Origin of the sequence: Gordonia sp. N1V (genome assembly GCF_029269935.1) — a bacterium.
Taxonomy (GTDB): domain Bacteria; phylum Actinomycetota; class Actinomycetes; order Mycobacteriales; family Mycobacteriaceae; genus Gordonia; species Gordonia polyisoprenivorans.
In genome coordinates this window covers 112977-125128 of the sequence record NZ_JARJDD010000014.1, presented here as the reverse complement: position 1 = coordinate 125128, position 12152 = coordinate 112977, and the positions used below count along the sequence as shown (strand labels likewise).

The following is a 12152-nucleotide window of genomic DNA, read 5'->3' as shown; positions in this document are numbered from 1 at the left end:
CAGATCACCCCGAGCCACCTCACCCCGAGCGCCGGGTCACCCAGGCTGCCCCTGCCGACCTGCGCGCACTATGGTCGAAGGCATGCGTCCGGCTCTCGACTCGTACACCTTTCTCGCCTCCGGCAAGGTCCGCGAGATCTATCAGATCGACGATGACACCCTGCTGATGGTGGCCAGCGATCGCATCTCGGCCTACGACCACATCCTGAGCCCGGCGATACCGGACAAGGGCGCCATCCTGACCGCCATGAGTTTCTACTGGTTCGATGCGCTCGGCGTGCCGAATCACCTGGCGGGCGGACCGACCGATGAGCGCATCCCCGACGGGTGTGTGGGCCGCTCGATGGTGGTGCGCAAGCTGCCGATGGTGCCGGTGGAATGTGTGGCCCGCGGCTACCTCACCGGCTCCGGGCTGATCGACTATCGAGCCACCGGTGCGGTGTGCGGGGTGGCGTTACCCGACGGCCTCGATGAGGCCGACAAGCTGCCGGAGCCGATCTTCACCCCGGCCACCAAGGCCGAACAGGGTGACCACGACGAGAACATCAGCTTCGAGGCCGTCGCCGCACAGGTCGGGTCCGAGCTGGCCGACGATCTTCGTCGCATGACCCTCGACATCTACCGTCGCGGCGCCGAACTCGCCGCACAACGCGGAATCATCCTGGCCGACACCAAGTTCGAGTTCGGACGCGAGACCGACGGGTCACTGGTCCTCGCCGACGAGGTGCTCACCCCGGACTCCTCGCGGTACTGGGAGGCCGCCGGCTACACGCCGGGGCAGGTGCAACCGAGCTTCGACAAGCAGATCGTCCGTAACTGGCTGACCTCGCCGGAGTCCGGCTGGGATCGCGCCTCCGATGCGACCCCACCCGCCCTTCCCGCCGACGTGGTGACACGCACACGGCAACGATACATCGAGGCCTACGAATGGATTTCGCAGAAGTCCTTCGCCGACTGGCCGCAAGGATAGGAGTCACGTGACCGACGCAGCAGCAGCCGACACCGACGCCGCAGGCAACACCGACGCAGCGGCCGCCACCATCGCCGCGCCGGTGGCGAAGAAGGTTCCCCTCGAGCGAACCCACCACGGCGACACCGTCATCGACAACTACGAGTGGTTGCGCGACAAGGACGACCCCGAGGTGATCGCCTACCTCGAGGCGCAGAACGCCTACACCGAGGCCCACACCGCCGCGCTGGCGGATCTGCGGGCGACGATCTTCGACGAGATCCGTTCGCGCACCAAGGAAACCGACATGTCGGTGCCGTCGCGGCGCGGTGAGTACTGGTACTACGCGCGCACCCTTGAGGGCAAACAGTATGCGATGCAATGCCGTTGCCCCATCGTCGATCCCGACGACTGGACACCGCCGACGGTGTCCGAGGATGCGCCGCTGCCGGGCGAGGAGGTGCTCTTTGACGCCAACGACGAGGCCGAGGGTCACGACTTCTTCAGCGTCGGTGCGCTCACGGTCAGTCACGACGGCAACTGGCTGGCCTACAGCACCGACGTGGTCGGCGACGAACGATACACGTTGCGGTTCAAGGACCTTCGGACCGGAGAACTCTTGCCGGACGTCATCGCCGACACCGCGGGCGGGGCCGTGTGGTCGACCGACACCAAACACGTCTTCTATCAGACCGTCGACGCCGCGTGGCGCCCGGATACGGTGTGGCGCCACGACATCGGCGCCGGCACCCCCGACGTCAAGGTCTTCCACGAGCCCGACGAACGCTACTGGGTCGGCATGGGATCGACCCGCAGCGACAAGTACCTGGTGATCGCCGTCGGCTCCAAGATCACCTCCGAGTGTTTCGTCCTGTCCGCCGACGACCCCACCGGCGAATTCCGCAGCGTCGCACCCCGGGTCGACGGTGTGGAATACAACGTCGAACACGCCGAGATCGCCGGCACCGACTATTTCCTGATCGTGCACAACGATGTTCGTGACGGTGAGAAGGCCGAGGACTTCGCCGTCGACATCGCCCCCGTCGACGATCCGGCCGCCCGAACCGAGTTCATCGGGCATCGGCGCGGCTTCCGGATCGAGGATGTCGACGCCTTCCGCGACTATCTCGTGCTCAGCTACCGCGCCGACGCCCTGCCGCGGGTGGCCATCGCCGATCTCCGGCAGATCGACGGCATCCCGGTCGCCGAGGACTTCATCGAGGTCGCCGTCGCGCAGGAGCTGTTCTCCCTCGGCCTCGGCGGCAACCGCGAATGGGCCACGCCACGACTGCGATTCGGGTACGGCAGCTTCATCGAACCGTCGGAACTCTTCGAGCTCGACGTGACCACCGGCGAGCGCATCCTGCTCAAGCGTCAGCCCGTCCTCGGCGACTTCCGCCCCGAGGACTACGTGCAGTCGCGTGAATGGGCCACCGCCGCCGACGGTACCGAGATCCCGTTGTCGATCGTGCGCCACAAGTCGGTGGCGGCACCCGGCGACGAGGGTGCGGCGCCGGCCCCGTTGCTGCTCTACGGATACGGCTCCTACGAGGCGAGTTTCGACCCGTCGTTCTCGGTGTCACGACTGTCGATGCTCGATCGCGGTGTGGTCTTCGTCCTCGCCCATGTGCGCGGCGGCGGCGAGATGGGCCGGCACTGGTACGAGACCGGCAAGACGCTGACCAAGAAGAACACCTTCACCGACTTCGTGGACTCGGGTCGCCATCTCGTCGAACGCGGCTGGACGACGTCGGAAAAGATGGTCGCCGAGGGCGGTTCGGCCGGTGGACTGCTGATGGGTGCGGTGGCCAATCTGGCGCCGGAGCTCTTCCACGGGATCCTCGCCTCGGTGCCGTTCGTCGACGCCCTCAACTCGATCCTCGACCCGTCGCTGCCGTTGACGGTCATCGAATGGGACGAGTGGGGTGACCCGCTGCACGATCCGGCGGTCTACGAGTACATGAAGTCGTACTCGCCGTACGAGAACGTCGAGGCGCTCCCGTACCCCGCGATCCTCGCCCAGACCTCGCTCAACGACACCCGTGTGCTGTTCACCGAGGCGGCGAAATGGGTTGCCCGCCTGCAGGAGTTGAGCACCTCGGACAATCCGATCCTGCTGAAGACCGAGATGTCGGCGGGCCACGGCGGTGTCTCCGGACGCTACAAGCAGTGGGAAGAGGTCGCCTTCGAGATCGCATGGATTCTCCAGCAGACCGGAGCCGTCACGCCGTAGTCTTCGGCACCAGGGTCTGCGCGACGATCCCACCGTCGAAGACGGCGGTGTCGATGAGATCGAGGTCGAGTGGTTGCGTGAGGTCGCTGAACAGCGGCTGCCCGCGACCCAATGCGATCGGTGCGATCACCAGCCGGTATTCGTCGACGAGTCCGAGCGAGACGAGGCTGCGGGCGAAGCGCACCCCACCGTTGACGAGGACGACGCCTGCGGTGTGTTCCTTCAGACGTTCGACGTCGGTGACGAGGTCGCCGCCGGCGAGGTAGGGTGATTCCCACGTGCCCGCTCCCGCGAACGGAAAACCGCCCGGTGGCGGTGCCGCTTCTGCCGACAGGGAGTGCGACGCGACGACCTTCGGGGTGTCGTTCATCGCCGCGGCCATCGGCCCCTGCGCCGACGACCAGAAGGCGGCGACCCCGTCGTGGAATCCCCGCCCGATCAGGTGTACGTCGGCCTCCTGCAGGGTGCGCAGCACCCAGGCGGTCGAGTCGTCGCTGCGTGCGGCCATGGCCCAGTCCATCTCACCGTCGGGGCCGGCGATGAAACCGTCCAACGACATCGACATCTTCAGTACCAGTGTGCTCATGCAGGGACAGACCGGCGCGGCGTTCAGAACTCATCGCTGCAGCGGCCCGGGCCGCCGAATGCACGAGGCCCGCACCCGAGATGATCGGGTGCGGGCCTGGCGCGTTGGTGCCGTGGACGCTCAGTGCAGCAGCGTCGGCGTGCGATCCATGTCTTCCTCGACGAGCGGGGAGGCGATCTTCTTGCGGGGCAGGAAGAATGCGGGGATCACGGTCACCGCGACCAATACCGTCGCCACGATGAACGTGGTACCGAAGGCTTCGGCCGCCCAGGAGAACCACTGATCCGGCGGGTTCGCCGGAAGCGCGGCGGGGGTGTTGGCGCTCGCCTGCACGGCCTGCGCGTACTTATCGGGTGCGGCGTTGGAGCTGATCGCCAGCAGCGACTCCGGATGCGACTTGAACATGTTGGCCAGGACCACCGAGATCACGGCGGTACCGATCGACGACGCGGTCTGCTGCACCACGTTCATCAGCGTCGAACCGTCGGGAACCTGCTTGTTGTTCAGGGTGGCCAGCGCCGCGGACATGATCGGCATCATCGTCATACCCATGCCCAGACCCTGGACGAACAACGCCAGGCACACCGCCCAGTAGGGGGTGTCGGCGCCGAGGAAGACGAAGTAGCCCATGCCGCAGAAGATCAGCACGATACCGCCGAGGACGAACTTGCCCGGCCCCATCTTGTCGGTCAGGCGCCCGGCGATGGGCATGGTGAGCATCGCGCCGAGACCCTGCGGGGCGAGCAGCAGGCCGGCCATCAACGTGGACTCGCCGCGAACACCGATGAAGTACTGCGGATAGAGCAGTGCCGCACCGAAGAACGCGATCATGAAGGTGGTCATCGTGACCACCGCGATGGCCAGCGTCTTGTTCTTGAACAGGCGCAGATCCAGCAGCGGATTCTTCGCGCGCAGCGCGTGGATGATGAACGCGACGATCAGCACGGCGCCGATGATCGTGGTGACGAGCACCTTCGTGTCCATGAACGTGCCGGCGTCGGTGGACGAGGAGATGCCGTAGAGGAACAACGCCAGACCCGGTGAGAGCATCAACAGGCCGACGAAATCGATTGTCGGGCGCTGTTTCTCCTCGTCGTCACGCAGCACGAGCCAGGCGTAGACGAGGGCGACGAGACCGATCGGGACGTTGATCAGGAACACCCAGTGCCAGCTCGCTTTCTCGATGAGCAGACCGCCGAGGATGGGTCCGGCGATGGGGCCCAACAGCATCGGGATACCGAGGACGGCCATCACCGAGCCGACGCGTTCGGGACCGGCGGCCTTGGTGAGGATCATCATGCCGATCGGCATCAGCAGACCACCGCCGAGTCCCTGGACGACGCGGAAGGCCACCAGCGAACCGATGTTCCAGGCGACCGCGCACAGCGCGGAACCGATGAGGAACAGCACCAGCGAGGTCATGTAGACCTTCTTGGTGCCGAATCGTGCCGCGGCCCAGCTCGAGAGCGGGATGACCGCGGCCAGCGCCAGCGTGTAGCCGGTCATCGTCCACGCGGCGCCCGCGGCGTTGGTGTTGAAGGTCTCCTGGAAGGTGTTCTGCGCCACCGACACCACGGTCACGTCGAGGATCGACATGATGGCGCCGAGCACGACGACACCGGCAACGGTCAGCACGTGCCGGTCGAGTTTGGTGTCCGGTGGGCCGGCGTGGGCCGTCCCGCCGGCGGAGGTGGAACTCGTCATGAGTGCACTTTCTGGTCGTGGGTCCGATGGGTGTCGAGAGTGGGGTGGGTCAGGTCGAAGTAATCGGTGTCGGCGTCGACGATGTGTCGCAGCGCATCGGTCAATGCGTCACGATGTTCGGCGGGCAGGCCGGCGACGAAGTCGCTGATGATCTCCTGGCGCACGCTGAGCTGTTCGTCGACGAGGTGCCGGCCGCCCGCGGTGAGGCTGACGCGTTTGACGCGCCGGTCGGCGGGATCCTCGCGGCGATCGACGAATCCGAGCCGCACGAGACGATCGACGGTTCTGCCGGTCGCGGCCAGCGACAAGCCGATGGCATCGGCGATCTCGTGGACCGACATCGGCGCCTGGGCCTCACCGGCGACGAACAACACCCGGATCTGGGAGAAGGTGAGGTCGGTGGTGGCGAGGTCGTCGACAGCGGCGGCCTTGCTCAGGCAGGTCAGTCGATCCAGGAACTCGTGCAGTGCGCGGCACGCGGAATCGATCGAAGTGGACACCCGAAAATACTAACGGCGACGCAACTATCGCGCGAACACAATTATCGGTGATATGTGTCATAGCGCAGAAAAGTCGGTGATCTGCACCACCGCGCCAGGGGGATTAGGGTCGGGAGTCATGAGCAATGTCAAGGACATCCCCGTGGCCGCACTCGACGGATCGGCGCTGTCGCTGTCCGATTTCACCGGACCTTTGCTGGTCGTCAACGTCGCCAGCAAATGCGGCCTCACGCCCCAGTACACCGGACTGGAAGAACTGGCCAAGACCTACGGTGAGCGCGGACTGACCGTCGTGGGTGTGCCTTGCAACCAGTTCATGGGCCAGGAACCGGGCAGCGCCGAGGAGATCGCGACCTTCTGTTCCACCAATTACGGCATCACCTTCCCGCTGCTGGAGAAGACCGATGTCAACGGTGACGGACGGCATCCCCTCTACGCCGAGCTGACGAAGCTCGCCGACGCCGACGGCGAGGCCGGTGACATCCAGTGGAACTTCGAGAAGTTCCTCGTCGGCGCCGACGGCGAGCCCGTCGCCCGCTTCCGCCCGCGCACCGAGCCGACCGCACCCGAGGTCGTCGCGGCGATCGAGGCGGCGCTGCCGGTAAGGTAACCGGTGTTCAGCCAACCTCCTCCGGTCGTCGTCCGAAGGCCAGGAGATATTCGATAGGGAGCTATTGCCGATGGCACGAGTGGTGGTCGACGTGATGCCCAAGGCCGAGATCCTCGATCCCCAGGGTCAGGCGATCGTCGGCGTACTGGGCCGTCTGGGATTCTCCGGCATCGCCGATGTCCGCCAGGGCAAGCGTTTCGAACTCGAGGTCGACGACTCCGTCGACGACGTCACGTTGGAGCGCATCGCCGAGGAGTTGTTGACCAACACGGTGATCGAGAACTTCAACGTCTCCCGGATTGCCGAGTAGGCAGCGGAGACGACTGTGAGCAACGCACGCATCGGGGTCATCACCTTTCCCGGCACCCTCGACGACGTCGACGCCGCCCGCGCGGTCCGTCTCGCCGGGGCCGAGGCCGTCGAGTTGTGGCACGGCGACGCCGATCTCCAGGGCGTCGACGCCATCGTCGTGCCCGGCGGGTTCTCCTACGGCGACTACCTGCGCGCCGGGGCGATCGCCAAGTTCGCCCCCGTCATGGGTTCGGTCATCGAGGCCGCCGGCAAGGGTATGCCGGTTCTGGGAATCTGCAACGGTTTTCAGGTCCTGTGCGAGGCCGGACTGCTGCCCGGCGCGCTGACCCGTAACGAGGGACTGCACTTCATCTGCCGCGACCAGTGGCTGCGGGTCGAGTCGACCACGACGGCCTGGACCACCCGGTTCGAGCGGGGTGCAGAGATCCTCATCCCCCTCAAGTCGGGGGAGGGTCGCTACGTCGCCCCGCAACGCAAACTCGAGGAACTGGAGGGCGAGGGGCTGATCGTGTTCACCTACGCCGGCGGCAATCCCAACGGCTCGGCCCTCGACATCGCCGGCATCAGCAGTCCCGACGGCCGGATCGTCGGACTGATGCCGCACCCCGAACACGCCACCGAGGCCCTGACCGGTCCGAGTGACGACGGCCTCGGCCTGTTCTACTCGGCGATCGACGCCGTCCTGGCCAACGCGTGACGATGCGGCGGGTCACGGCATGAGTGCTCCTCGTCTGACCACCACGGCCACCGCGAGGGGGCTCGGTGCCTTCATCGACGCCTCGCCCTCTCCGTTCCACGTCTGTGCGACGGTGGCGGCGGAATTGGAGGAGGCCGGATTCCGGCGCCTGTTCGAGGAGCGCGAGTGGTCACTGGACGCGCGTCGCTTCTACGTCGTCCGCGGCGGTTCGATCATCGCGTGGGATCTCGGTGACGGCAATGCCTTTCGGATCGTCGGTGGCCACACCGACAGTCCCAACCTGCGTCTCAAGCAACGCCCGGATCGCGTCAGTGCCGGTATCCGCACGATCGCGCTCGAACCCTACGGTGGCGCCTGGCTGAACTCCTGGCTCGACCGCGATCTCGGGTTGTCCGGCCGACTCGCCTATCGCTCCGGCAACGCCGTCGAGCACGTGCTGGTGCATGTGACCGAGCCGGTGGTCCGGGTGCCGCAGTTGGCGATTCACCTCTCCGCCGACCGCAAGGGCGTCACCCTGGACCCGCAACGACACCTCGACGGGGTGTGGGGGATCGGTGCCGACGTGCCCGACGTCCTGGACTGGGTGGCCGAATATGCCGGTATCGCACCGGATTCGGTGCTCGGCTGGGAGTTGATGACCCACGACGTGGCACCGTCGCGCCTGATCGGAACCGACGAAAGCCTGCTCGGCGCACCGCGTCTGGACAACCAGGGCACGTGCTACGCCGGGCTGCGGGCGTTGCTCGACGGCTCGCCCGCCATCGCGACCCGAGTACTCGCGCTGTTCGACCACGAGGAGGTCGGCAGCGGCTCCGAGCGCGGCGCGGCGTCGGACTTCCTGTCCACCGTCCTCGAACGAATCGTGTTGTCCCGCGGGGGAAGCCGGGCCGACTACCTGCAGGCGATGGCGTTGAGCATCTGTGTGTCGGGCGACATGGCCCACGCCACCCACCCGAACTATCCCGAGCGGCACGAGCCCACCCACCAGATCGCCATCGACGGCGGTCCGGTGCTCAAGGTGAACCAGAATCTGCGCTACGCCTCGGATGCGATCGGAGAGGCCGTCTTCGCGCTGGCCTGCGACACCGCGGGGGTTCCCATGCAGCGATACATCCACCGGGCCGACCTGCCCTGCGGCTCGACGATCGGGCCGATCACCGCCACGCGTACCGGTCTGATGACCATCGACGTGGGCGCGCCCCAACTCGCGATGCACAGTGCCCGCGAGCTGATGGGTGCCGCCGATGTGCCGATGTATTCCGCTGCGCTACAAGCTTTCCTGAGTACCGAAGCCTGAGCACAGAGGCCTGATCACAGTGGCCTGAGCCGGTCGGTCAGATCGGCCGGAATCCCGCGCCGACGCCGCCTTGGGCGTTGAGGTCGGCGAGGATCGCGGTCATCTTGGTGGCGACCAGCGGGCTGTAGATCGGGATCGCCGGATTCACACAGCCGATCGCGCCCTTGATCGGGGTGCCGGGGATGCCGAGGATGAGGCCGCCGTTGAGCATGCCGACGACACGATCACCCATCACGATCGGGCCGCCGGAGTCGCCGTGGTTGGCGCAGACATAACTGAGGCTGTCGGTGCTGCTGGTCTGCAGGACCGGCCCACAGCTGAAGCCGGTGGTGCGTCCGGCCTTACAGACGTTGGCGCCGGCCGGCGGGAACGCCCCGACGCTGCGGATGGTCGCGCCGCCCGCGGTGCGTACGGCGCTCACCCGATTCGGGTCGAGGGTGATGACCGCGTAGTCACCCGGTTCGCTCTTGCGCGCGAAACGACCGACCACACCCGCGGCGGGGTTGTCCTCGAGGGAGACCTTCGATCCGAAATGGCCGCAGTGCCCGGCGGTCAGGCCGATGAGTCGTCCGGCGCGATCGTGCCCGACCGTGGTCATCGTGCAGCCGAATCGGCCGTCGATCACGATGGCACTGCCGCCGCCGACGGTGGCTCGCGGTGCTGCCTGCGCCGCATAGGCGGGCGCGAGTGCGAGCAGGAGTCCGACGAGGACGGTCAGGATGCGCAGGGTACGACGCAAGGTGCTCTCCGATCGTGGTGACAAAGGTCCGGGAGAGTTCGCGATAGCGAATCCGCCCTCGGTGCTCCGCCACCCTATCCGGCGCGGATGCCCGGTCAAACAACCTCGGCGGAAGCGCCTCAGTAGCTGCGGGCGAAGCCGAGCACGTTGTCGACGTAGGTCATCGAGTTGTTGTAGCGCAGCACCGCGGCCGTCTGTCCGGCGATGTCGCGCAGGTTCAGCCCGCCGTCGCACAGGTAGCGCGCGCTGGTCAGCGCGGCGTCGTAGATGTTCTGCGGGTCGGCGATGCCGTCGCCGTTGCCGTCGGCGGCGTACTTCTTCCACGTCTGCGGGATGAACTGCATCGGTCCGACCGCCCGGTCGTGGACCGGGTCGCCGTCGATGGCACCACCGTCGGTGTCGGTGATGACCTGGTTGCCGGCCAGCGAGCCGTCGAGGGTGGGCCCGTAGATCGGGGTCTTCAGGCGGCCGGACGGGTCGACGTCGCCGTTGTCGGCGTGGTGGGATTCGACCTTGCCGATTCCGGCGATGAGCTTCCAGTCGATCCCGCAGACCGGTTCGGTGCGTGCGATGGTGTCGGCGGCCTGCTTGTAGGCGCGGTAGTTGGTGGCCGGGACCTGGCCGTCGGTGACGCTCGCCGGCATGGGCGGCGGCGGGGTCGCACGCACGGGGGCCACCGTCAGGTCGTGGGCCGGACGGGTCGGCAGCGACGTCGGGGTGTTCGAGCGGGCCGGTGCCGGATGGCCGGCCGTGGCCGGTTCGGGTGCGGCCGCGGTGGTCGGTGATGCGGCGGGAGCCGCGGTGACCTGGGCGTCGTCGGTGGCCGCAGCAGCGGCCGCGGCGCAGACGCCGACCATCGGGATCAGCGCGGTGGCCAGCATCGGCTTACGGGAACGCGGCAGCAACGGTGAGCGCGTTTTGGAGTGCTTCCCCAACTTTCGGACCTCACTACAGACTCGGGTACATCGTTTACCCACTGCCGCGGTGCTCGTCGATTGCGGTGTTCGTCGACTTCATGGGGCAGTGGGCCGCGGACGAGGCTACCGACTTCCGTGTCCGTTCCGTTATCTGGCCGTTACCGAAACCTGGGAGTCGGCTGAGTGTCATCGCTGCCGTTGCAGGTCATGCCGGGACCAAAGTCCCGGATGTGAGTCCGGCCACATACCGCGCCGGCGGGGTCAGTGCGGCGCGAACACCCGGATACTGCTGCCCTCGAAGGCGACGAGGAATCCGTCGACGTCCTTCACCTGGCCGTTCACGTCGACCGTCCATGCAAAACCGCCGGCCGACGGGTCGACCGCGCTGATCCTGCTGTTGCTGGCGAGCACCAGGAGATCGCCGCTCGACCCGACGCAGGTGAGGTTGTCGAGGTTCGCGTCGGGATCGTCGAAGCCCGGCGCGGGCAACGAACCGAGGTGCTTGGCGTCGGCGAGGGAGTAGATCGACCGCGACCGGCTCTTCAACGCGAACGCCACCGCGGTACCGCACGGTCGGGTGTTGGCCTTGGACAGCTCGACGTCGGAGATCTGCCACAGCGCTCCCGGCTTGGCCGGATCGACGACGACGTAGGTGCCCTGCATCGCCTCCATCTGCGCGGTCCCGGTCTGGGTCAACACGGGCAGGGTGGACGGGCCGGGCAGCACCCGCATCCCCGCGACATGCGCGATGCGACGGGGATCGAGGACGCCGTCGGTCACGGCATAGGTCTCGAACATGCGGTGGTCGGGGTCGGTGTACTCGACGGTGATGCCGGTCGGGAACGCGGTGATCGTGCAGTCGGTGCAGTGGAGACGGTCGGCGCCGGTGCGCGGATCGACGATGAATCGGCCCGCGTCGCTGGTGGTGATCTGCAGCAGCCCGTCGGTGAGCACCTCGGCGCTCGCGGCGCGGGCGAAGGTGCGCGACCACTGTTCGTGGCCGTCCGGGGTGGCCATCGACACCCGGTAGCCGGAGGAGGAGATACGGACGAAGCCCGATCCGGCGCCGAGGACCGATGCGGTGTCGTCGAGGGCGGTCGGGCCGGACGGGGTGCCGTCGTCGTCTACGAGGTAAAAGCCTTGTGCGAGATCGCTGCTGGCATTGACCGCGCAGCCGACCACGCCGTCGTCGGTCATCCCGCAGCTCCCGGTGCCCGCGCGCAGCGGATGCTTCCACAGCAGATGTCCGTCGCTGCGATCGACCATCACATAGGCGCGACCGATACCCGACGGGTAGCTCAGCAGCCAGCGGTCGGTGCCGGTGGCGACCACCTTGATCTGGTCGCTGGAGGTGTAGTCGGGCAGGGTCTGGCTCGACGCCGTCCACGCGAGGGCGGGCTGGTCGGGGTAGGGCCGCAGTTGGCCGTAGGTGTAGCCGGTCGCCGGGCGATCGGGTGTGCCGATGGCCAGCACCGCCCCCACGCACACGACCATCACGGCGGCGAGTACGACCACGACGGTGCCGATACCGAACGGAAGTCGACGGCCCCGCTTGCTCCCCACACGCATGGCGACAGTCAATCACTCATGCCCTGCGTGGGGGAGGCT

12 protein-coding genes are annotated in these 12152 nt (G+C 67.1%); 6 read left to right on the top strand and 6 right to left on the bottom strand.

Annotation, left to right across the window (positions count from 1 at the left end; genetic code table 11):
- The first annotated feature begins 82 nt into the window (after positions 1-82).
- A complete protein-coding gene (locus P3L18_RS18350; protein WP_276114867.1) occupies positions 83-970 on the top strand; it encodes a phosphoribosylaminoimidazolesuccinocarboxamide synthase in 888 nt (295 codons plus the stop codon).
- Between the two features lie 7 nt (positions 971-977).
- Positions 978-3182, top strand: coding sequence for a S9 family peptidase (locus P3L18_RS18345; RefSeq protein WP_276114866.1), 2205 nt, complete (start codon positions 978-980; stop codon positions 3180-3182).
- Here the strand turns inward: P3L18_RS18345 and P3L18_RS18340 are convergent.
- The 3 genes from P3L18_RS18340 to P3L18_RS18330 all read right to left on the bottom strand — a co-directional run bounded on the left by P3L18_RS18340 (position 3172) and on the right by P3L18_RS18330 (position 5972).
- On the bottom strand, positions 3172-3768 hold the full coding sequence (locus P3L18_RS18340; protein ID WP_035727745.1) for a dihydrofolate reductase family protein: 597 nt from the start codon (positions 3766-3768) through the stop codon (positions 3172-3174). The two genes, P3L18_RS18345 and P3L18_RS18340, sit on opposite strands and share 11 nt — an antisense overlap.
- Before the next feature lie 120 nt (positions 3769-3888).
- The gene (locus P3L18_RS18335) at positions 3889-5472 is read right to left on the bottom strand and encodes a DHA2 family efflux MFS transporter permease subunit (protein ID WP_276114865.1); all 1584 of its coding nucleotides are present in this window, start codon (positions 5470-5472) and stop codon (positions 3889-3891) included.
- A complete protein-coding gene (locus P3L18_RS18330) occupies positions 5469-5972 on the bottom strand; it encodes a MarR family transcriptional regulator (RefSeq protein WP_276114864.1) in 504 nt (167 codons plus the stop codon). Before P3L18_RS18330 ends, P3L18_RS18335 begins: the two co-directional genes overlap by 4 nt.
- A 118-nt stretch (positions 5973-6090) precedes the next feature.
- Between P3L18_RS18330 and P3L18_RS18325 the strand changes: the two genes are divergently transcribed.
- The 4 genes from P3L18_RS18325 (at position 6091) to P3L18_RS18310 (ending at position 8888) form a co-directional block, all read left to right on the top strand.
- The gene (locus P3L18_RS18325; protein WP_211543726.1) at positions 6091-6582 is read left to right on the top strand and encodes a glutathione peroxidase; all 492 of its coding nucleotides are present in this window, start codon (positions 6091-6093) and stop codon (positions 6580-6582) included.
- 70 nt (positions 6583-6652) lie between these two features.
- Positions 6653-6892: a phosphoribosylformylglycinamidine synthase subunit PurS gene (purS, locus tag P3L18_RS18320; RefSeq protein ID WP_079928679.1), complete on the top strand. Its 240-nt coding sequence runs from the start codon at positions 6653-6655 to the stop codon at positions 6890-6892.
- A 15-nt stretch (positions 6893-6907) separates the two neighbouring features.
- Positions 6908-7591, top strand: a complete 684-nt coding sequence (gene purQ, locus P3L18_RS18315; RefSeq protein ID WP_006369709.1) for a phosphoribosylformylglycinamidine synthase subunit PurQ — start codon at positions 6908-6910, stop codon at positions 7589-7591.
- A gap of 19 nt (positions 7592-7610) precedes the next feature.
- On the top strand, positions 7611-8888 hold the full coding sequence (locus P3L18_RS18310) for a M18 family aminopeptidase (RefSeq protein WP_276114863.1): 1278 nt from the start codon (positions 7611-7613) through the stop codon (positions 8886-8888).
- Between the two features lie 37 nt (positions 8889-8925).
- Here the strand turns inward: P3L18_RS18310 and P3L18_RS18305 are convergent, their stop codons facing one another.
- From P3L18_RS18305 to P3L18_RS18295, 3 genes are all read right to left on the bottom strand, one after another.
- Positions 8926-9627 carry a S1 family peptidase gene (locus P3L18_RS18305; protein ID WP_276114862.1) on the bottom strand — a complete coding sequence of 234 codons (702 nt, stop codon included), beginning with the start codon at positions 9625-9627 and terminating at the stop codon, positions 8926-8928.
- Between the two features lie 119 nt (positions 9628-9746).
- Positions 9747-10562, bottom strand: coding sequence for a lytic murein transglycosylase (locus tag P3L18_RS18300; RefSeq protein WP_276114861.1), 816 nt, complete (start codon positions 10560-10562; stop codon positions 9747-9749).
- Between the two features lie 243 nt (positions 10563-10805).
- On the bottom strand, positions 10806-12113 hold the full coding sequence (locus P3L18_RS18295) for a hypothetical protein (protein WP_276114860.1): 1308 nt from the start codon (positions 12111-12113) through the stop codon (positions 10806-10808).
- Positions 12114-12152 lie beyond the last annotated feature (39 nt).